The following is a 19633-nucleotide window of genomic DNA, read 5'->3' on the forward strand; positions in this document are numbered from 1 at the left end:
ATGGAAACAACAAATAAAAAAGTAGCCTACTCGATATTGGAACTTGCCATCGTATCAAACGGGGTGACACTAGAGCAGACATTTAAGAACAGCGTAGACCTTGCCCAAAAAACTGAAGAAATGGGCTACAAACGCTTTTGGCTCGCAGAACATCATAATATGATTCATGTAGCAAGTGTAGCTACTTCAATCCTTATCGGACACATAGCAGGAAATACCAAAACCATAAGAGTAGGTTCCGGAGGCATTATGTTACCCAACCATTCACCGCTTATCGTGGCGGAGCAGTTTGGTACGCTGGGCAGGCTTTATCCTAACCGAATTGATTTAGGATTAGGCAGGGCACCGGGTACAGACCAGATTACGGCACATGCCATTCGCAGTGATAGGATGCAGGCGGTGCACAATTTTCCCGGAGAAATTGAGCAGATACAAAAGTATTTTTCAGACGAAAATGAGTGGTCACAGGTACGAGCTGTTGTAGCTGAAGGTGTAAATGTCCCTTTGTATATTTTAGGCTCAAGCCTGGACAGTGCGCATCTTGCTGCAAAAATGGGATTGCCTTACGCTTTTGCAAGCCATTTTGCTACCGGTTTCCTAAATGAAGCTTTGGATATTTACAGAAAGGAGTTTCAGCCTTCGGAGTGGCTTGACAAGCCTTATACTATTGCCGGAGTCAATGTCATAGCTGCCAATACCGATGATGAAGCCGAAAGAAATTTTACATCGCTTATACGAATGTTTCTCGGTATTCTTACAGGAAAAAGAGAGCCATTGCAACCGCCAATGGAAATGACAGACGAGCTAATGATGATACAGCACAATCCTGCAGTACGTGAGATGCTTAAATATTCATTTGTAGGACGAAAGGAAGCGGTTGCCAAGCAGTTGAATAAATTCCTTTTAGAAACCGGTGTCGATGAACTTATGGTGGTTTCCAATATGCATGCGCACAAGGATAGAGTAACATCGTATCAGATTTTGTCTGAAATTATTGATGAGAGGAACAACCTATAGTTACAAAATACTTAAAGTTAATGAGGAATTCGAGAGTTGGAAAGATATAGATTCCAAATGAGGGGAAATAAAAAAAAGAGGCTAAAAGCCTCTTTTTAAAGTATTTTTTGACCTCGACTGGATTATAACTTATTGTGACTTACTTTTTTTAGCAACTCAAATTTTATAGAGGTAGATCTAGGGGTATAAATGTTGCATTACTAAGATTATTTATTAAATCTAAACTTGGTCCAGAAGTAAAACCTTTTCATTATTTTTTAAATTATGATTTTCCTTAATCAATGAAGTTAAAGCAATATATTTACGGTTTAATTGTCTAAATATGAAATATCTATACTCAATCATCTTACTAGCAAACTGTAATCTAGGAAACTCACAAGTTTTATCTAAGCTAACATACAGTAATTCATCAAGAACATACATTGCTCCACCAACTAATGCAAGAGTACAAGTAATGCGAAATATAGAAGCACGTTATTTAGCAAATAAGAAACTTTGTCAAGATTTAGAAAATGAAATCAGAAAGAATTTAAAATCACTTCAATCTGAAGATAAGAATGTGAAATATAGAGAAGGGTTAAATTCAAATCTGAATATATTACTAGCAATGAAGGAAGAAGGCTTCTATGAAGACTATACTATGGTTCTTGATGATGTAGCAAACGAATTACGGAATGTAGAACTATTAAAAGAAGAAGAATAATAATATGCAGGAAACAAAAAGAGAAATTGATGCTGTTTACAATCAGTATAGAAACAATTATATTATAGAAGATGACGTTTTATTTAATATGATGTTGAGAAGCGAGAAGATAGATTCAACAATATTAGAATTTGATGTTGTAATTCGTGGAGTAATTCAAGAGAACATAGGAAGATTATCTAATGATGAAATTGAAGAAGTTACCCAATATGCAAACAATGTCATGGATAATTTCAGGAGAATCTTAAAAAGAGAGAACTAAAATAAAGCGATTAAAGCATCCAATTAATTTACGCTTTAATCTCTATTTAATAATCATACCTTGAAAAATTCTTATTTTGAATTGTGATGAAATTTTGTAATCTCTTTTTCTTTTGATTTTAGAAGCATATCAAACTTTTTCCAATGACCTTTGACTTGGTTTTTTATCTTTTTACTTTTAAAAATTCTTTCAGCTAAATTTGCATAAGATAGGAAATTACCCCAATCATATTCTCCAGTCTTTAAGAATTTATTAGGGTTGTGTGGGTCAGGTTTAAATATTTTTTTCCTTTGAGAGCCTAAATGAGTAAATTTTTTATATAATCTGTTTTTAAATAAATGAGGGACATTATTACTTCCATATTTTGCATAGAAACCACCTCTTCTGATTGACCTTTTCATTTTTCGATAAAATTTAGAAAGTCCAGAAGATTTTAGATAAACATCACTTCCATTAAATGAAAATCCGAGATATTCGAATTTTGTATTAGAAGTTAATACATCAGTAATTTGGTTTAGTTCTTTACAGCCATATACTCCATTGAATTCCTTAAAATAAAATATTTGTGTTTTGCTAGGCTGTATCAATAAATTTTCTTTTAAAATTTCATCTAAAAAATATTGATATATCTCGTCTTTATGATTTTCATCAATTATAACTATCATATCATCGCTATATCGTCGATAAATACCTCCCAAATCAATTATCTTGGAATTTATTTTGGCATCAAACTGAAGTAAATAAATATTTGCCAAAGTAGCACTTATAGGAGAACCTTGAGGAATTCCTTTAGTTCTTTGTGTGCCTTTTCGAAAATTTTCTTTGTCGGAAAATTTATTATTCTTAACTAATTTCTTTTTGCGTATTCTAGAATTAAAATCTTTAAGTTCACAAAATGCAACTGCATTTTTTTCTTTAAGAAGCCCCAGTTGACTTACTTTAATTTTAGAAATACCAGTTTTAGTGTTAACAATTATTTCATCTTTAAACTCGTTATACAAATCATCTATTTCTACATATGAAAATTTAGTTAAATTTTTAAATACGGCATAATGATCATCTGGAAGTTTTTGGGTTTGCAAAATCGAACACCATGCTTTTTTTAATTTCAGATGATTTAGATTGTCAAAAAATGAAGTAATGTCAAATGTTATTGCTACAAGATTTCTTCTTTTATTACTTTTAATATATGAAAAAACATCATTTGCAAAGTCTATATTGCATTTGTTTCGACTTTCCGATTTTTCGTTTAATCTTATACTGCGATAAGCTGTGACGCAATCAGCAATGCCAAAATAATCTAATTTTTTTTCATATAATTCACCAAGTAAACTGGAATAGTAACTATAGATATTTGAATCTAAATGATTTGCGTAAAAGACTTCTCGTTCTTTATAGCTTTCAAATCGTTCCTTTGTTTTGGTTCCATCTTCAAGCTTTTTTTGTCTAAATTTTCTAACAGAAAGTTTCCTGTGAATAAAAGGATAGAAGGAATGTTTTTTTACTAAATCAGGATTAGTAACATAATTTTCAACCCAAGCTTTATGCTTGAGTTTAAGAGGTAAACCTATATGAGGATATTTCTTGAGTCGAAACCAATCTTTGCTGTTTTCCATATGGTAAAAAAAGCAATGGTAAACGGTAACGGGGGAGCATGCTTTACTTAATGGGATAACACATGCCTAGTCGATACTTCCTTACGGTTGAATCGCTCCCTCTTATGTCAGGTATAGAATTAGTATCTTTGTATCTTAACAACTTAATGAATGATATGTTAGAAACGGCATCCAAATTGATTGAAGGGTTCTTCTTAGGGAACGCCCTCGACAAATTAGCAGTAATTATATTTCAAATTATTTGCTTTATTTGTATCAGTTTTCCTCATTGTCCAATTACAACAAGCAGTAGTTTATAAAACGTGTTATCCAGCCCCGTTTACACATTGCAATATTTCAAAGAATTATATTTTTTTGAAGATTTAAATCTACAAAAAAAATGACTCCAAACAAATAGATTCCATTAATTTTAATCTTTTGGGATAAATTTTAAATAAAAAATGTCAAGCAATATTTATTTCAAAATGTATGAAAGATATTATAGGCTCAGTTGGGGATTCAGAAGATTCAAAAACATCTATACTTTTTGATTATTTCAAGGATTTATCAAATCAAAATTTTCTAAACAAAGAGCAGTTGTTGAAAATTCTGATGTGGAAATCACCCAGACCATTAAATCTTTATATGTTAAATTCTGAAGAAGAAATAAAAGAAATAACAACATTAGCTTTTTCTTTAACTAACGATAAGCTAAAAATACATACTTTAACAGCTCTTAAAGGTGTTAGTTATCCTGCAGCTTCTGCTATTTTGATGTTTTATAATCCAATTTTATACCCAGTACTTGATATTAGAGTTTGGCGTCAATTATATAATTCAAAATTATTAGATAGTAATCCAAAAGGACAAAATTTTACACTGATTCAATGTGAAAATTATTATGAAGTCATAAGAAGTTTGGCATTGGATTTAAATTTAACTGCTAGACAAGTAGAAAAAAGAATATTTGATTATGATAAGAAAAATCAAGTCGGGACGCTTTATAAGACAAAATGAGTATAAGTTTTGATTATTGATTTACATGACATAAGAATGAGGTAAGTAGAAATAAAAAAACCCAGTAAAACTGGGTTTTTGTTATCTTCGAAAGCTATGCTTTATCAAAAGTTGTGACCTCGACTGGATTCAAACCAGTAACCTTCTGAGCCGTAATCAGATGCGCTATTCAGTTGCGCCACGAGGCCTTAATGCGGGTGCAAATATAGGAAATTATGTTTATCTTGCAAATCAATTTTTAAATTAAATGTAAATAAAATGTCAATAGAAAAGTACATCCGTGATATTCAGGACTTTCCAAAACCCGGAATTGTTTTTAAAGATATAACACCACTTTTAGCCAATCCGGAAGCCTCAAAAGTGTTTTTGGAACTGCTAATCAATGGTTTGCCTGATGTGAAAATCGATAAAGTGGTAGGAGTAGAGAGCAGGGGATTCTTTTTTGCAACACTTTTGGCGTATAAATTAGATGCAGGTTTTGTTCCGGTAAGAAAGCCAAAAAAACTTCCTTACACGACAATTTCTGCAACTTATGACCTGGAATACGGACAGGACACGTTAGAAATCCATACGGATGCCATACAAAAAGGAGATAAGGTACTGATACATGACGACGTACTGGCTACTGGCGGAACTGCAAAAGCAGTATGCGAATTGGTAGAAAAATTAGGAGGGGAGATTGTGCAATGTAATTTCCTGATGGAGCTTACATTCCTCAACGGACGAGAAAAAATCAAGCAATACGATATTTTTTCTCCTTTGAAATATTAATCCAACGCATGAATGGTAACATAATATTTCCATGCCACTATCGCTTTTTGAAATTTTGTTGCCTTAGCCAAATCCAAACCTTGCTTGGTATAATTAGGCAATAGCCATTTATTTAGTTTTGCTAATATCTTAAACATTACTTTTTATCTTAAAGATACAAAAAAAGCTGTCTATTGACAGCTTTTTTTATTTGTATTTTGGTTATCTGTTTCTGGCATCTTTCTCCATTTGCTCTTCAAATTGTTTGGCATATAATTCCATTTGCTGCTCAAAAACTTCCATTTTTTTCTCAAACTCTTCCATTTGCTTTTCAACATCTTTTGTATAGGTGGCTTCAACTTGTGCGGCAAATTTTTCCATAGCTTCTTCAAATTTTGCTATTTCACCTTCTTTTGAGTTCATTTCCGCTTCGAATTTTTTGATCTGCTCGTCAAATTTTTTCCAGGCAGCGCTATTTTCATCATAAGGTGTAGTTGGAGGTGTTGGCGGAGCAGGCAATTGTGGAAATGTTGGCGCATTTGGTAATGTTGGTATATTTGGCATTACTGGAGGAGTAGGAGGTGTCGGCATTACCGGCATTCCTGTTTTGTATGTCAAAGCTACCGGCGACGAATTATTTTTGTATTTTCCGTAAACGGTTGGTGTATTAAAACTTCCGTAAACAGCCGGCACATTTGAAACGACAACCTTGTCGTCTTCTCTGCTTAAAAGGAAAGGTTGAATTGGTTCCTTGCCTTTTAGGTAGGAATCACCAGAATTACCATTTTTATCCTTGTAAGTTGTTTTGATAGCAACAATCTCTTTGTCAGAATTTCTTTTGACTTTGGAAAATTTCAAGTCAATTCCGTGATTGTTCTTAAAGATTTTTGATTGTGCAGTTAGATAGTCATCAGTAGAGTTTTTATCTACTCTAACTTCGTAATTGCTTCTTTGTTGAGCCTGAACTTGTTCGTCTTCTTTTTCCTGCGCAACGGTTTCTACCTGGAATTGAAGCATAAAGACAGTTAGCAAAGGCAATACGATTGCATACTTCCAGGAATTCCTCTTTTTGGATTGATCTGTGTTTAACATAACGATTCGTTTTTTGATTAATGATTGAAAGAAATGATTAGTAATTGGAATGCATTGATGAGGTGCACTTACTTTTAATAATGTTTTTTGATAAATTATACGATCTGGAACGGCTTTTAGTGCTATTGAATCGGCAATAAATTCTAAATTCTGTGCTATAGCTTTTTTGTGCAGCCAGGCAAAAGGATTAAACCAAAATACAACACAGAATAGCTGGCTGATAATCATATCCACAGAATGCTTTTGCGAACTGTGTACTTTTTCATGTTCCAGTATATTTTCCAGTTCTTCTTTTCTAAAGCGTTTAGAGTTATAGACAATATAGCTGAAAAATGAAAAAGGGGATTGTATTTTATCGGTATCCAAAAATTTGAAACCTTCGTGAAGCTCTACCGTCTGGTTTCGGATGATTTTTTGCAAGGCTCTAAAATCCCTGATAAATTTCCCTAAAAAGAAAAGCATTCCTATAAGATATACTCCGATTATAACATACAGCCAATTGATTTTAAAAGCCGGTTCTTGAACCACAAGAGGTTCAGTGGTTATAACAGAATTTTCAGCTTCCGTAAACGAAGGAGAAACTAATTCTTCACCAGCATTTGGAATTGCTTCAAAAGCAATCGGCGCTTTCGCTGTTTCAATTGGAGTATAGCGTGCTGTAACTGCTGGTTCAACCCAGACTGTTTTTACCAAAATCACCTTTGGCAAAAACAATGAAGTCGCTATTCCGGCCAAAAGAAACCATCTGTTGGCGGTAAAGAAAGTTTCTTTCCTAAGCAGAAAATAATAGGCGAGGAAAAAAATGGCCAACAAGGCAGATGTTTTAGCAAAATAGAAGATGAAACTTTCCATACTTATTTCTTTTTTTCGATCATATCTAAGATCTCGCGTAGTTCGTCAGCAGAAATTTTTTCTTCTTCGGCAAAAAACGAGACCAGGTTTTTATAGGAACTGTCAAAATAATTATTAATTGCTGTTGTCATAAAGCGCTTTCTGTAATCCTCCAATGCTACGATTGGATAATACTGGTGTGAATTTCCAAAAGCAGTATGTCCAACAAATCCTTTTTCTTCTAAAATCCTCACAATAGTAGAAAGCGTATTGTAATGTGGTTGATCTTCCTTGATTTCAGCCATTATCTCTTTTACAAAAGCCTTTTCCAGCTTCCATAAAATTTGCATTACTTCTTCTTCTTTGTTTGTCAATTTCTGCATCTCATTTTGTTTTTATGGCTTTTCTCCTGAATAGCTTTTTTTAGATTTTATTCAGGAGATAATCCAATTCCTAACTCTAACAAGACAAACGTACAACTAATTTTTTAGTTTGCAAACTATTTTCTTAGTTAATTAACGTAATTTTTAGTTTTTTATTGTAGGACTATAAAAAAGATACCCACGAAAATAATGATTTTTTGTGAGTTATGTGTTTGAAAAACAGAAGAATAATTTAAAATTGATTGCCAAAAAATTCCATGTTTATGCTTTGCGCCTCTGCGCCTTTGCGTGAAATAGTTGCTCGCAAAGGCGCAGAGCCGCAAAATTTATATACAGAAATCGTTGAAGTCTAATTTTTCCTGTTTTCTTTCATTTTGTATAGCAGCTTTAAATCTGTATAATTCTTTAAATCTGTGGCAGGAATAAAAAGAGGTACTAAGGTTCTGAGGTACTAACTTTATGTATAAAAGAAAGGTAAGTAGTACAAGTTTACACTACTTAAGTTATTTTTTACGATTAAATTTCCTAATGCTGATATCAAAATCAGTCATAGGTTCAATATCTACAACTCTTACACATCTTCCAATTTCAGGATGATCCCTAATATTATCGATGTTAAATTTCATATTCGGAAATACATTTTTGATTTCCTTGACACTGAAATATTTGGTGTCTGCAATTAGGGAATACCCGATTCCGGCTTTCAGCAAATCTTCCTCTGTTAACTTTTCTCTTGGCATTTTATATCCATGTATTTAGTTCTTATTCCTGAGTTTGCGACCATCCAATTGAATTTGTCGCTTTCAGGATGTTTTCTCATATTATATCTGAATACAAATTCATTTACATATAATGGAAGGTGTTTCTTTGAGGTATGGTTATAAATACCTATCATTCCTCTTTTGAATATCCCCCAAAAACCCTCAATGGAATTTGAATGTATTGAATTGTCTTGCAAATTTACATATTCTTTCTTCCCATGATTGACTATGTGATGTTCAAATATGTCATTTAATCCGTTATACGCATGCCACTCATCAGTAACTACCTTTGAATCCGGCTTGACAAACTTCCTAACCAATGGCTGTATAGTTTCTCTTTTGGTATCACATACAACAACACAGGTCAGATTTCCTCCTCTTTCGAGCATTCCCAAAACCGGTACTTTATCCTTATAACTCCTGCCTTGTGACATCGGAACTTTCTTGTCCTTATGCCTGTTCTTGTTTTTTCCTCCAACAAACGTTTCGTCAATCTCTACAACTCCTTCAAGTTCACTATCATTTTCTACAGAGAGGCATACCCTGATTCTTTGTAATAGAAACCATGCTCCTTTTTGGGAGATGTTTAAGTCTCTTCCCAACTGCAATGAAGATATGCCTTTTTTATGACATGTGACAAGCCAAATAGCCAAAAACCATTTCTGCAATCCAATCTTTGTTCCATCATACATAGTACCCGTCCTAACAGTAAAATATTTACCGGTATTCTTACACTTGTATCTACCTTCCTTGCATCTGTAGATTTTTGACTCCGGATCAAATGGACTTACAGGCTCACCATCCCATAATATCTGTTCCAAGTATTTGATACATGACTCTTCTGTCGGAAAAGCCTGTATCAATTCTAACATTGACTTAAAGTTTGTATTAAACATATTGCCTTGTTTTAATGTATTTGACTATTTTTGTGTTAGGGTAGACATGCCCGTATCTGATGTTTTTCGATCCAATTTCTATTGAGAGCAATGAAAAACGATTGACAAGGGTGTACCTGTCAGTCCACGATGAGGAACGGGCAAGCTACCTTTACATAACTTTAGAAAATAAAGCGTTAGCTATCATTCTGTCATTAGAAATCTGGTAAATTTTAAACGACACAGGATGGATAAGTTATACGCTCATGCTTTAGCGTGGGGCGTACTTATTCTATGTCGTTGGGTTTTACCAGAACCTCTAATGGTAGATTTAAGGTTACAAACCCACGCTTCTTTGTTTTATAACTTCACTTTTGGGTTTGGGTGATTTAAACCTTTTCCATTATGGAGTATGTCATGATTTTTGTCGGACTGGCTGTTGTTGCCCTAATTCTTGGTATTGCCGAATATCTTTTTGAAAACATCAGGGAAAAGATTAGAAAACGCCCCGCTATCAATAACCGATATGAAAATATTGAAAAGCTATCCAATAAGACTTTAAATACGTTAGGAGATAAAATCCTTTATATTTTGTTTTTTGGAATGATAGCAGTTGTTGTCTTCTTTGTCGGATTTTTAATCTTTCTCTTAGCAAAAACCTTTATTTTTGATTAATAAAAGCGGTGGGATAATTTATCAATTAATACCATCAAAACATGGAATTAAAAATTACCTTGCGGTTATCTCTGCCGTCAAAAAAGAAACTCTCAACTCTTATTGAGTTCGTAAGATCGTTCTTAGAGATTGTCTCATTGTTTAGATAGAACTCGTTCAGAGGGTTATTTTTGTGATCAAGTTGAGAAATGAAATCACAAATACCTCTGTCTGAGAGAAAGGTTCTCAATCCCACCCTGCTTTTATAAAGATACGAATTATTTTAATTGGTGTAATTTTGTACTACTTACCAAAAGAAAAATTATTGAAAAATAGACTTTTTGCACTTTCTTTCATTTGACATAAGCTTCCCGAAAGACATTTAAAATTAATTTATTTGCTTTGTGCTACGATCCTTTTCAGATACAGTATGCTGGCACAGGAGAGAAGTCCTAAAATCCCCATTACCAACCAGTTTGTAGTATAGCCATGGCGGGAAACGATTCCTAATCCCAATTTGGCACTTGTAATATGTGCCAGGCTAAAGCTCATTGTGAACAGGGCCATATACCGACCTTCATGTCCTTTTGGTGCTCGACTCATAGCAAATGAGTTGGTAAACGGGAAATTGAACATTTCTCCAAATGTCATAAAAATGATGCTGACAATCAGTATACCCGCCCAATTATCAAAAAGCAGCACAAAAAAGCTGAGGCTTAATAAAAAGGTTCCCCACAATATGAGTTTTAGGCGATTCACTTGTTTTCTTTCGAGAAAAGTAACCATTGGCATTTCCAAAAAGAAAATAAGCAGTCCATTTAGCGACATTAGCAATCCGGTCTGGAATTCAGTGATATGATACCATTCGGAATGGTAGAGAGGCAATGTTGAGAACAGCTGTAAGAAAATCAAGGCCGTCAAATAGCTTCCGAAAAGGAATATCCAAAAAGGACCATCCTGAAATACAGATTTTACAACAGCTTTTTCAGTATCCTCATGGTTTTCATGAGTTGATAGTTTCTTTTCTTTTACCAATGTGGCAAAAATCAAGATGGAAATAATACAGGAAGCACCATCAACCCAAAACAAGCCTTTATAACCAATTCCCATGATAATTAGTCCGCCTAATGCCGGACCTGCGGCAAAACCTAAATTGACAGCAAGACGTACTAATGAAAATGCCCGGGTTCTGTTTTCGGGTTTAGCATAAGCTCCCAAAGACACATACATCGCAGGACGAAACATATCCGCAATCAACATGATTCCAAACATCGCAAAACACATCCCTATAAATGAGGTAACAAACTGTACAAAAATTAATAGCATGCCACTGGTGAGCAAACTGAAGATCATTATTTTGTAAAAACCCATCTTGTCCGAAAGTTTTCCGCCAATCCAGGAACCAAACATAGACCCTAAACCAAAAAAGACCATAACCGTTCCAATATGGTCATAATCAAAATGAAGATCTTCTTTCATGTATTTTGAAAGAAACGGAAGAACCATTGTTCCTGTCCTGTTGATAAAAGTAATGAGTGCCAGTATCCAGATTTCTTTAGAAAAGCCTCTAAAGGAATCAATGTAGCGCTTGAAGGCTTTTTGGAGCATCAGATTGTGAGTTTTCGACACAAAGTTACAAAGTTTGCTTCCCTTTTTTTGGAAAGTGTAATCGATAATTTTGCTTATTTTTGCATAAAAATTGAAATTTATGAAAAGCTTCCTGAGCCTGCTATTTTTATTAGTATCAACAATTTTGTTTGCACAAAAAAGTTTTGATAAAGAAGCCGTTATTGCCTTTCAGAAAGAATTAAATGCTGAATATGCCGATTCTGTAAAAAGTCCGCTGCTCAAGAAAGATTTGAAAACGTTCAAGGCATTGAGTTTTTATCCGATAAACGAAAAGTTCTTTGTCAATGCAAAGTTTGTAAGAACACCGGATGAAAAGCCTTTTGAGATGCCAACATCTACTTCGAGAAAACCGATGTATGTGAAATATGGTGAAGCTCATTTTTCAATTGACGGAAAAAAACTCAAGGTGAATCTATACCAGAGCCTGGATTTGAAGAAAATAGAAGAATATAAGGATGCGCTTTTCCTGCCTTTTACGGACCTGACTTCAGGAGTAGACAGTTATGGTGGCGGAAAGTATATCGATTTGAAAATACCGCAAGGTGATACGATTGTGATTGATTTTAATACGGCCTATAATCCGTATTGTGCCTACAATCATAAATATTCATGCCCGATTCCTCCACAAGAAAATGATCTTGCGATTGAAATCAGGGCCGGAGTGAAAAAATTTAAAAAATAAGTTTTGCTATACAATCTCCATACGCACAAATTCTCAAACCATCCCGATTGTCTGGAGCTGGTCAATCAATATCCGCAGGAATTTGACGCCTCGATTCCGTTCTATTCGATAGGGATACATCCATGGTATATTGTAGAAGATAGGATGGAAGCCGACCTTGCGATTATAGAAGATAAAATACAAACTGCGAATTGTCTGGCTGTTGGCGAATGCGGATTGGACAAAAGAATTGAGATTCCATTTAGTTTGCAGGAACAGGTATTCCGAAAACAATTGGCTTTAGCAGAAAAATACCAAAAGCCTGTCGTAATTCATTGCGTAGCATCGTTTCAGGAATTAATAGCAATCAAAAATGATGTAAAAATTACGGTTCCAATGGTTATTCATGGGTTCTCCAAAAACGAACAGTTGGCAAAACAACTACTAGATAATGGGTTTTATCTTTCTTTTGGAAAATATTTACTGAGAAACCCGGAATTGGAATCGGTTTTCAAAAGTGTTCCGGATAATCGGTTTTTCTTAGAAACAGATACAATCGAAGAAACTATTGAAGAAGTATATGCCTTAGCTTCAAAATATAAAGCTATAAGCGAGGAAGATTTGCAGGAAATCGTACAACGGAACTTTAAAAACGTTTTTAAAAAATAAATATAAAATAAATTATAGAAAATGGCGCAGTGGACAGAAAGAGCCGAATTGTTGTTCAAAAAAGAAGGTCTTGAAAAATTAAAAAATTCAAATGTATTGATTGTCGGAGTAGGTGGAGTAGGATCTTTTGCAGCTGAATTTATTGCCAGAGCAGGAGTTGGAAAAATGACCATTGTTGATGGTGATGTTGTGGATATTACCAATATTAACCGTCAGCTTCCAGCATTGCACTCCACCGTTGGCAAAGCGAAAATTGATATTGTAGGAGATCGATTGATGGATATTAATCCGGAATTAGAGCTTACAAAAATAAAAGAGTTCCTTTCGCCTGAAAGAGCTTTTGAAATTGTTACCAATGAATTTGACTATGTCATGGACTGCATCGATAGCGTGACGCCAAAGCTAAACCTGATTATCGCTTCCAAGCGTAAGAGAGTAAAAATCGTCAGCAGTATGGGTGCCGGAGGAAAGATGGAAGCGGGCAAAGTAAAAGTATCCGATATTAGCAGGACTGAAAACTGCTTTTTGGCAAAAACGATCAAAAGAAGGCTAAAAGAAGCAGGAATCGATAAAGGCGTAAAGGCTGTGTATTCTTCAGAAATTCAGGACCCGAATAGTCTACGAATTACAGATGGTTCTAATTTCAAAAAATCATTCTACGGAACCAATAGCTATATGCCAGGATTGTTTGGACTTCACGCAGCAGAAACAGTTATCCGATACCTATTGAAAAAGGAAGACTAAGCTCCTAAACCTACAACACAACACACAATGATAAAAACTGTAATTTTTGACATGGACGGCGTTATCGTTGATACGGAACCCGTTCACAGATATGCCTATTTCCAACATTTTGATGAACTGGAAATTTCTGTAACCGACGACCTGTTTGCTACTTTTACCGGAAACTCTACACGTAATGTTTTCCAGAAATTAAAACATGCTTTTGGCCTGGACCATGATGTGGAGGATTTGATACAGAGAAAAAGGAATATTTTTAACGATGCCTTTGATACCAAAAAAGACCTGCATCTTATAGAAGGCGTTGAAGATTTGATTAAAGACCTTTACCAAAACGGCATACAGCTAATAGTAGCTTCATCAGCTTCAAAAGTAACAATAGAACGCGTTTTTAATCGTTTTAAGCTACATCAGTATTTTTCGGATATTGTGAGTGGTGAAGATTTTCCAAAGTCAAAACCTCATCCGGCTATTTTTGAGCATGCAGCTTCTTTAGCAATAGGGAAGAAAGACGAATGTATTGTTATAGAAGACAGTACCAACGGTATAGAAGCATCCTATGCAGCCGGAATTTTTTGTGTAGGTTACAGAAGTGCGAATACAAAGCTTCAGGATTTGTCAAAAGCAGATGTGATTATCAATCATTTTAACGAGCTAAACGCCGAAAAGATTAAGAATTTAAAGTAAAATAAAAAATGGTTAAGACCGTAATTTTTGACATGGATGGTGTTTTAGTCGACACTGAACCTGTTCATTATGATGTGAGTTTATTGCAATTTAAAGATTTGGATATTACAGTTCCGGATGAAATGTACCACACCTTCACAGGAAACTCAAATAAGATGATTTATCAGAAAATCAAAGATAATTTCCAATTAGCACATGAAGTGGAAGAACTGATTGAAGCTAAAAACAAGCTTTTCCTGGACGCTTTTGATAAAAAGGAAGATTTGTATCTGATGCCGGGAGTGAAGGAACTTATTATTGATTTATATAATAACGGGATACAGCTGATTGTGGCTTCTTCTTCGGAAATGGCTATTATCAACAAAGTTTTTGAACGTTTCGACTTGAATCCGTATTTCACTCACAAAGTCAGCGGTGAAGATTTCCCTGAATCCAAGCCAAATCCGGCTATTTTCATAAAAGCAGCGTCTTATTCAAAAGCGCCTATCCATGAATGTATTGTTATTGAAGACAGTACTAATGGGATTACTGCAGCAAAAGCAGCGGGAATTTTTTGCATTGCCTACAAAGGTGAAAGTGGAAAAGGACAAGACCAATCAAAAGCAGATATGGTCATAACCGATTTCCGGGATTTGAATTTTGAGAAAATTAAAAACATAAATGCATAAAACAAAAACAGTCGGGTAATTTTATCCGACTGCTTTTTTATATACCTCTAAGCATCTTTCGCGTGCTTCTTTATGGTCGACTATAGGTCTGTAGTCCAGGTGTTCAAATTCAGGAACCCATTTTCGGATGTATTTAAAATCGGTGTCAAATTTTTTGACCTGTTCGCTTGGGTTAAAAATCCGGAAATAAGGAGCGGCATCTACGCCGCTGCCGGCTGCCCATTGCCAGTTTCCGATATTGCTGGATTGTTCATAATCTAATAATTTTTCTGCGAAATAAGCTTCGCCCCAACGCCAGTCAATCAACAGATGTTTGCACAAAAAACTAGCAACAATCATCCGTACACGATTGTGCATGGTTCCTGTTGTATTCAATTGCCGCATTCCTGCATCGACTATCGGATAACCCGTAGTTCCTTCACACCAGCTTTGAAACTCGGCTTCATTGTTGCGCCATTGGATATGGTCGTATTTTGGACGGAAATTTTCTGTAACCGTATTTGGAAAATGCCAAAGAATCTGCATAAAAAATTCCCTCCAAATCAGCTCATTCAAAAAGGTTTCTTTTCGGTATTTAATTGCCGTCTTTACAATTTTTCGGATGCTAACAGCGCCAAACCGTAAATGAGGACTCAAATGAGAAGTACCATCCAAACCAGGAAAATCACGGGTTTCAGCATAATTCTCGATTAGCGTACCTGAAACATCATAATCATCGACCTTTATCTTTGATTTTTCAAACCCGATATCCTTTAATGAAAGATATGGATAAGAATGTTGGGCCACTTGATCTAGTTTTTTTTCCGAATCATAAGATTCCGCAAGTTTTTCATTAAAATGTTCTTTCCATTTTCTAGAATAGGGCGTAAATACTACATAAGGCTTCCCATCTTCTTTTATGACTTCCTCTTTTTCAAAAATAACCTGATCTTTAAACGTACGGAGAGCAATGTTTTTGGATTTTAAGAATGTACCAATTTCAGCATCTCGTTTTCGGGCATAAGGCTCGTAATCGTGATTGGTGTATATGGCAGTAACTTCTGGGTTTTCTGAAATGAGTTTTTCAAAAACAGTTATAGGTTCATCATAAAATACAGCCAGCGATTTGTGATTTTGTTTTAGAACTGCCTGTATGTTTTCGAGCAATTCAGAGATAAATGTCACACGAGCATCATCTTTAGGAAGCTCAGAAAGAATGTTTTTATCAAATATAAAGATAGGAAGTGTGCTAGCATCTGATAATGCCTCAAACAAAGCTTTGTTGTCGTCTAATCGCAAATCACGTCTGTACCAGAATATATTCATAATTTAGGATTTAAATTCGCCAAAAAGTTCTGTGAGTTTATTTCGTCTGAACGCAAAGATTTCATCCAGTTTGGGCTTGACCAGAAAAGGATGTGCCAATCGGCCCAAAACGCCCATAGGTAATTTATAATGTACAATATCTTCCATTTCAACACCACCCGGAATTGCCTTTAAAAAATGCTTATGGTGCCAAAAAGCATAAGGCCCAAAACGCTGTTCATCAACAAAAAACTTCTGGTCTTGTACATGGGTGATTTCAGTGACCCATTGCATGGAAATACCCAAAATTGGAGTAATTTTATAATGAATTATCTGGCCGGCAAACATCTCTTTTTCATCGCCTGAAAGTGTACGGAATCCCATAGATTTGGGAGTAATGAGTTCCAGATTTTTTGGATTGGCAATGAATTCCCAGGCTTTTTCAATTGAAATAGGAAGTTTTTGTGTTGTATGTATTGCATATAATTTCATACTACAAAAATACAATATTGTTTAATTAAAATTAGAATAAGTTAAACAAAATGAGGTTTTTTCTTAGTTTTATTTAACATTTAAATGACTTGAAATTCTTAAATTCGCAAAAATCAAAATCTATAATTTATATGAAAAAGATAATTATTGCCGCTGGATTGCTTTTAATCACTTTGACTGCAGAAGCTCAGGTAAAAACACCACAGGCAAGTCCAAAGTCTGACGTTACTCAAGTTGTCGGATTAACAGATGTACATATTGAATATTCTCGCCCTAGTGCTAAAGGCAGAGCCGTTTTTGGAGACTTGGTTCCTTTTGGAAAGACATGGAGAACCGGTGCTAATGGTAATACCATTGTTACATTTAGCGAAGATGTAAAAATAGGAGGGAAAGACCTTCCAAAAGGAAGCTATAGCTTATTTACAGTTCCAAGAGCTGATTCATGGGATGTTATTTTCTACAAAGACACAAACAACTGGGGATTGCCAGCTGAGTGGAATGAAAATAAAGTGGCTTTAAGAACAACTGTTAAATCAGAAAACCTGAACAGAAATGTTGAAACTCTTACTATTGCAGTAAACGGAATAGGTAATGATTCAGGAAACCTTGAAATTTCTTGGGAAAAGACGCTTGTAGCTGTTAAATTTGATGTTCCAACGCAAAAAACAGCAATGGCAAGTATTGAGTCTACTTTGGCAGGACCATCAGCAGATGATTACTTTGCTTCAGCTCAGTATTTTTATCAGTCTAACGGTGATATGAACAAAGCCTTGACTTGGGTAAATGCTGCAATCGAGAAGACAAAAGGTGAAGCTCCTTTTTGGTTCCTAAGACAAAAATCATTGATCCAGTCAAAATTAGGAGATAAGAAAGGTGCTATCGAAACGGCAAAATTATCATTGGCTGCTGCAGAAAAAGCAAACAATGCTGATTATGTAAAAATGAACAAAGATAGCATTAACGAGTGGAGCAAAAAATAATTCCATAAAACGTTTAACAAAAAAGCCGATTGCAATTGCAATCGGCTTTTTTTATGCTTTGACTTCTTTAGAGTTTTTGAAATATTGGAAGCTTACAGAAATGATGATCGTAATCAGGACTCCAATAAAGTTAAGCCATAAGTAGCTTAATTTTTCCTTACCCGGAGGGAAGATGTATATCGCAAAATAATAGATTACAAATATTGCTATCTGGCTGAACACGGCTGCCCAGAATACGGCTTGTGCCTTGACATATTTCACATAGAAAGCAACCAGGAAAATACCCAGTATGGTACCGTAAAATATAGAACCGATAATGTTTACAAACTGAATCAGGTTTTCAAATAAGGTTCCGAAACAGGCAAACATAATAGCTATTGCACCCCAAAGCAGCGTAAAGCCTTTTGAAGCTCGCACGAAATGGGCTTCGGATTTTTCCGTTTTTATGTTTCGTTTATAAATATCGATTACAGTTGTCGAAGCCAGGGAGTTGATTCCAGCGGCTGTTGATGACATGGCTGCGCAAATAATCACTGCTAGTAACAACCCGACAAATCCTTTTGGCAGGTAATGTATTATGAAATGAATAAAGACATAATCACTATCCGTAGTCTTGTTCTTTTTATTGGCCTTGCTGATCAGGACTTTGGCTTGTTCACGAATCGTTTTTTCTTTTTCTCCTAAGGCGATAATCCTGTTTTTAAGTACCTTATTGTCTGTTTCTATATTCAGTTGATTGACATAAGCCAGGGTTACTTCTTTTTTCTCAGCGGCAATATCGACCAATTGGTTTTCCAGCTGTTTGTAATCGCCTGCATATACTGATTTTTCGATACTTGCCTTGCTGTTCGGGTTAAAGTTAATCGGAACTGACTGGAATTGGAAAAAGACATATACCATAACTCCGACCAAAAGGATAAAAAACTGCATCGGAACTTTCAAAAGGGCATTAAAAACAAGTCCCATCTGGCTTTCCCTCACAGATTTCCCCGATAAATAGCGTTGAGCCTGTGATTGGTCTGTTCCAAAATAGGAGAGGGCTAAAAACAAACCGCCCGTGATTCCGGTCCAAACTGTATATCTTTTTTCTTTGTCTAACGAAAAATCAAGAATATTCATCTTGTCGTTTACACCGGCAACTTGCAATGCATTATTGAAAGACACTTCTTCCGGTAATAGGCTTAAGATGATGAAAAAAGCAATGAACATTCCAGACATGATGATAAACATCTGCTGTTTTTGGGTAACGTTAACGGCTTTCGTACCACCCGTCATCGTATAAATAATAATCAGTATACCAATGGCGATATTCATCAGATTCAGGTTCCAGCCTAATATGGATGACAATACGATGGCAGGTGCATAAATCGTGATTCCGGTTGAGAAACCTCGCTGTATCAGGAATAATATGGCAGCAAGCGAACGGGTTTTAAGGTCAAAACGCTGTTCTAAAAACTCATAAACCGTATATACTTTGAGTCTGTGGTAAATAGGAATAAAGGTAATACAGATGATAATCATTGCCAGCGGCAATCCAAAATAGAACTGTACGAAGCCCATACCATCATTAAAAGCTTGTCCCGGAGTGGAAAGAAAAGTAATGGCGCTGGCCTGGGTTGCCATTACAGAAATCCCTACGGTATACCATGGGGTTTCATTATTACCCAGAATATAATCTTGTACGTTTTTGCTACCTCGCGTTTTCCAGGCACCGTAAAAAACGATGAAAAAAAGCGTAATGATTAAAACTACCCAGTCAATTGCCTGCATTTATGAAAAATATTGCATTATAAAATAAAAAATTAGAATGTACAGAGCATTCATTACAAGCACCAGGGTGTAATTTCTTTTCCAGCTTCTTAATTTCTTTTCTTTCATTAAT

22 protein-coding genes and 1 tRNA gene are annotated in these 19633 nt (G+C 35.2%); 12 read left to right on the top strand and 11 right to left on the bottom strand.

The window, feature by feature from the left end:
• The 3 genes from FJA49_RS04230 to FJA49_RS04240 all read left to right on the top strand — a co-directional run bounded on the left by FJA49_RS04230 (position 1) and on the right by FJA49_RS04240 (position 1982).
• Entirely contained in the window at positions 1–1017 is a 1017-nt protein-coding gene (locus FJA49_RS04230) for an LLM class flavin-dependent oxidoreductase (protein WP_139999195.1), read from the top strand.
• Positions 1018–1339: 322 nt separating this feature from the next.
• Positions 1340–1720 carry a hypothetical protein gene (locus FJA49_RS04235; protein ID WP_139999197.1) on the top strand — a complete coding sequence of 127 codons (381 nt, stop codon included), beginning with the start codon at positions 1340–1342 and terminating at the stop codon, positions 1718–1720.
• A 4-nt stretch (positions 1721–1724) separates the two neighbouring features.
• Positions 1725–1982 (top strand): hypothetical protein, encoded by a 258-nt coding sequence (locus tag FJA49_RS04240; protein ID WP_139999199.1) that lies wholly within the window; start codon positions 1725–1727, stop codon positions 1980–1982.
• A 71-nt stretch (positions 1983–2053) separates the two neighbouring features.
• On the opposite strand, the gene FJA49_RS04245 is transcribed toward FJA49_RS04240, so the two are convergent.
• A complete protein-coding gene (locus FJA49_RS04245; RefSeq protein WP_139999201.1) occupies positions 2054–3598 on the bottom strand; it encodes a reverse transcriptase domain-containing protein in 1545 nt (514 codons plus the stop codon).
• A gap of 468 nt (positions 3599–4066) precedes the next feature.
• Here FJA49_RS04245 and FJA49_RS04250 point away from each other — a divergent pair, with 468 nt between their 5' ends.
• On the top strand, positions 4067–4594 hold the full coding sequence (locus tag FJA49_RS04250) for a hypothetical protein (RefSeq protein ID WP_139999203.1): 528 nt from the start codon (positions 4067–4069) through the stop codon (positions 4592–4594).
• A gap of 114 nt (positions 4595–4708) precedes the next feature.
• Here the strand turns inward: FJA49_RS04250 and FJA49_RS04255 are convergent.
• Positions 4709–4782: transfer RNA gene (locus FJA49_RS04255), tRNA-Arg, on the bottom strand.
• A gap of 70 nt (positions 4783–4852) precedes the next feature.
• Between FJA49_RS04255 and FJA49_RS04260 the strand changes: the two genes are divergently transcribed.
• Complete coding sequence (locus FJA49_RS04260) at positions 4853–5365, top strand: adenine phosphoribosyltransferase (RefSeq protein WP_139999205.1); 513 nt, start codon at positions 4853–4855, stop codon at positions 5363–5365.
• On the opposite strand, the gene FJA49_RS04265 is transcribed toward FJA49_RS04260, so the two are convergent.
• From FJA49_RS04265 to FJA49_RS04285, 5 genes are all read right to left on the bottom strand, one after another.
• Complete coding sequence (locus FJA49_RS04265; RefSeq protein WP_139999207.1) at positions 5362–5502, bottom strand: SsrA-binding protein; 141 nt, start codon at positions 5500–5502, stop codon at positions 5362–5364. The genes FJA49_RS04260 and FJA49_RS04265 overlap by 4 nt on opposite strands.
• Before the next feature lie 64 nt (positions 5503–5566).
• Positions 5567–7288, bottom strand: coding sequence for a M56 family metallopeptidase (locus FJA49_RS04270; RefSeq protein ID WP_139999209.1), 1722 nt, complete (start codon positions 7286–7288; stop codon positions 5567–5569).
• A gap of 2 nt (positions 7289–7290) precedes the next feature.
• Positions 7291–7650 carry a BlaI/MecI/CopY family transcriptional regulator gene (locus FJA49_RS04275; RefSeq protein WP_139999211.1) on the bottom strand — a complete coding sequence of 120 codons (360 nt, stop codon included), beginning with the start codon at positions 7648–7650 and terminating at the stop codon, positions 7291–7293.
• Between the two features lie 503 nt (positions 7651–8153).
• Positions 8154–8390, bottom strand: a complete 237-nt coding sequence (locus tag FJA49_RS04280; protein WP_139999213.1) for a hypothetical protein — start codon at positions 8388–8390, stop codon at positions 8154–8156.
• Positions 8372–9307 (bottom strand): IS1595 family transposase, encoded by a 936-nt coding sequence (locus FJA49_RS04285; protein WP_139999215.1) that lies wholly within the window; start codon positions 9305–9307, stop codon positions 8372–8374. Before FJA49_RS04285 ends, FJA49_RS04280 begins: the two co-directional genes overlap by 19 nt.
• A gap of 384 nt (positions 9308–9691) precedes the next feature.
• Between FJA49_RS04285 and FJA49_RS04290 the strand changes: the two genes are divergently transcribed.
• Positions 9692–9961 (top strand): hypothetical protein, encoded by a 270-nt coding sequence (locus tag FJA49_RS04290; RefSeq protein ID WP_139999218.1) that lies wholly within the window; start codon positions 9692–9694, stop codon positions 9959–9961.
• A gap of 372 nt (positions 9962–10333) precedes the next feature.
• On the opposite strand, the gene FJA49_RS04295 is transcribed toward FJA49_RS04290, so the two are convergent.
• Positions 10334–11548 carry an MDR family MFS transporter gene (locus FJA49_RS04295; protein ID WP_139999680.1) on the bottom strand — a complete coding sequence of 405 codons (1215 nt, stop codon included), beginning with the start codon at positions 11546–11548 and terminating at the stop codon, positions 10334–10336.
• 100 nt (positions 11549–11648) lie between these two features.
• On the opposite strand from FJA49_RS04295, the gene FJA49_RS04300 reads away from it, so the two are divergent.
• The 5 genes from FJA49_RS04300 to FJA49_RS04320 are packed head-to-tail and all read left to right on the top strand — an operon-like array spanning position 11649 to position 14995.
• Complete coding sequence (locus tag FJA49_RS04300) at positions 11649–12251, top strand: DUF1684 domain-containing protein (RefSeq protein ID WP_139999220.1); 603 nt, start codon at positions 11649–11651, stop codon at positions 12249–12251.
• Between the two features lie 3 nt (positions 12252–12254).
• Positions 12255–12899 carry a TatD family hydrolase gene (locus FJA49_RS04305; protein ID WP_139999222.1) on the top strand — a complete coding sequence of 215 codons (645 nt, stop codon included), beginning with the start codon at positions 12255–12257 and terminating at the stop codon, positions 12897–12899.
• 21 nt (positions 12900–12920) lie between these two features.
• A complete protein-coding gene (locus tag FJA49_RS04310) occupies positions 12921–13643 on the top strand; it encodes a tRNA threonylcarbamoyladenosine dehydratase (RefSeq protein WP_139999224.1) in 723 nt (240 codons plus the stop codon).
• 27 nt (positions 13644–13670) lie between these two features.
• Complete coding sequence (locus FJA49_RS04315) at positions 13671–14327, top strand: HAD family hydrolase (protein ID WP_139999226.1); 657 nt, start codon at positions 13671–13673, stop codon at positions 14325–14327.
• 8 nt (positions 14328–14335) lie between these two features.
• The gene (locus FJA49_RS04320) at positions 14336–14995 is read left to right on the top strand and encodes an HAD family hydrolase (protein ID WP_139999228.1); all 660 of its coding nucleotides are present in this window, start codon (positions 14336–14338) and stop codon (positions 14993–14995) included.
• 21 nt (positions 14996–15016) lie between these two features.
• On the opposite strand, the gene FJA49_RS04325 is transcribed toward FJA49_RS04320, so the two are convergent.
• Both FJA49_RS04325 and FJA49_RS04330 read right to left on the bottom strand, forming a co-directional pair.
• Positions 15017–16300 (bottom strand): cryptochrome/photolyase family protein, encoded by a 1284-nt coding sequence (locus tag FJA49_RS04325; RefSeq protein WP_139999230.1) that lies wholly within the window; start codon positions 16298–16300, stop codon positions 15017–15019.
• A 3-nt stretch (positions 16301–16303) separates the two neighbouring features.
• A complete protein-coding gene (locus FJA49_RS04330; RefSeq protein ID WP_139999232.1) occupies positions 16304–16771 on the bottom strand; it encodes an SRPBCC family protein in 468 nt (155 codons plus the stop codon).
• Between the two features lie 131 nt (positions 16772–16902).
• Between FJA49_RS04330 and FJA49_RS04335 the strand changes: the two genes are divergently transcribed.
• Entirely contained in the window at positions 16903–17751 is an 849-nt protein-coding gene (locus FJA49_RS04335; protein WP_139999234.1) for a DUF2911 domain-containing protein, read from the top strand.
• A 51-nt stretch (positions 17752–17802) separates the two neighbouring features.
• On the opposite strand, the gene FJA49_RS04340 is transcribed toward FJA49_RS04335, so the two are convergent.
• Positions 17803–19521, bottom strand: coding sequence for a sodium:solute symporter (locus tag FJA49_RS04340; protein WP_139999236.1), 1719 nt, complete (start codon positions 19519–19521; stop codon positions 17803–17805).
• Positions 19522–19633 lie beyond the last annotated feature (112 nt).

The sequence above is a fragment of the Flavobacterium microcysteis genome, assembly GCF_006385255.1.
GTDB lineage: Bacteria > Bacteroidota > Bacteroidia > Flavobacteriales > Flavobacteriaceae > Flavobacterium > Flavobacterium microcysteis.

What these genes read in the sequence shown, in the direction of transcription:
- FJA49_RS04235 (WP_139999197.1), top strand. Translation starts at nt 1,340, where the DNA reads ATGAAATATCTATACTCAATCATCTTACTAGCAAACTGTAATCTAGGA.
- FJA49_RS04295 (WP_139999680.1), bottom strand. Translation starts at nt 11,548, where the DNA reads ATGCTCCAAAAAGCCTTCAAGCGCTACATTGATTCCTTTAGAGGCTTT.
- FJA49_RS04325 (WP_139999230.1), bottom strand. Translation starts at nt 16,300, where the DNA reads ATGAATATATTCTGGTACAGACGTGATTTGCGATTAGACGACAACAAA.
- FJA49_RS04300 (WP_139999220.1), top strand. Translation starts at nt 11,649, where the DNA reads ATGAAAAGCTTCCTGAGCCTGCTATTTTTATTAGTATCAACAATTTTG.
- FJA49_RS04315 (WP_139999226.1), top strand. Translation starts at nt 13,671, where the DNA reads ATGATAAAAACTGTAATTTTTGACATGGACGGCGTTATCGTTGATACG.
- FJA49_RS04250 (WP_139999203.1), top strand. Translation starts at nt 4,067, where the DNA reads ATGAAAGATATTATAGGCTCAGTTGGGGATTCAGAAGATTCAAAAACA.
- FJA49_RS04260 (WP_139999205.1), top strand. Translation starts at nt 4,853, where the DNA reads ATGTCAATAGAAAAGTACATCCGTGATATTCAGGACTTTCCAAAACCC.
- FJA49_RS04240 (WP_139999199.1), top strand. Translation starts at nt 1,725, where the DNA reads ATGCAGGAAACAAAAAGAGAAATTGATGCTGTTTACAATCAGTATAGA.
- FJA49_RS04265 (WP_139999207.1), bottom strand. Translation starts at nt 5,502, where the DNA reads ATGTTTAAGATATTAGCAAAACTAAATAAATGGCTATTGCCTAATTAT.
- FJA49_RS04320 (WP_139999228.1), top strand. Translation starts at nt 14,336, where the DNA reads ATGGTTAAGACCGTAATTTTTGACATGGATGGTGTTTTAGTCGACACT.
- FJA49_RS04230 (WP_139999195.1), top strand. Translation starts at nt 1, where the DNA reads ATGGAAACAACAAATAAAAAAGTAGCCTACTCGATATTGGAACTTGCC.
- FJA49_RS04330 (WP_139999232.1), bottom strand. Translation starts at nt 16,771, where the DNA reads ATGAAATTATATGCAATACATACAACACAAAAACTTCCTATTTCAATT.
- FJA49_RS04270 (WP_139999209.1), bottom strand. Translation starts at nt 7,288, where the DNA reads ATGGAAAGTTTCATCTTCTATTTTGCTAAAACATCTGCCTTGTTGGCC.
- FJA49_RS04290 (WP_139999218.1), top strand. Translation starts at nt 9,692, where the DNA reads ATGGAGTATGTCATGATTTTTGTCGGACTGGCTGTTGTTGCCCTAATT.
- FJA49_RS04335 (WP_139999234.1), top strand. Translation starts at nt 16,903, where the DNA reads ATGAAAAAGATAATTATTGCCGCTGGATTGCTTTTAATCACTTTGACT.
- FJA49_RS04340 (WP_139999236.1), bottom strand. Translation starts at nt 19,521, where the DNA reads ATGCAGGCAATTGACTGGGTAGTTTTAATCATTACGCTTTTTTTCATC.
- FJA49_RS04310 (WP_139999224.1), top strand. Translation starts at nt 12,921, where the DNA reads ATGGCGCAGTGGACAGAAAGAGCCGAATTGTTGTTCAAAAAAGAAGGT.
- FJA49_RS04275 (WP_139999211.1), bottom strand. Translation starts at nt 7,650, where the DNA reads ATGCAGAAATTGACAAACAAAGAAGAAGAAGTAATGCAAATTTTATGG.
- FJA49_RS04285 (WP_139999215.1), bottom strand. Translation starts at nt 9,307, where the DNA reads ATGTTTAATACAAACTTTAAGTCAATGTTAGAATTGATACAGGCTTTT.
- FJA49_RS04245 (WP_139999201.1), bottom strand. Translation starts at nt 3,598, where the DNA reads ATGGAAAACAGCAAAGATTGGTTTCGACTCAAGAAATATCCTCATATA.
- FJA49_RS04280 (WP_139999213.1), bottom strand. Translation starts at nt 8,390, where the DNA reads ATGCCAAGAGAAAAGTTAACAGAGGAAGATTTGCTGAAAGCCGGAATC.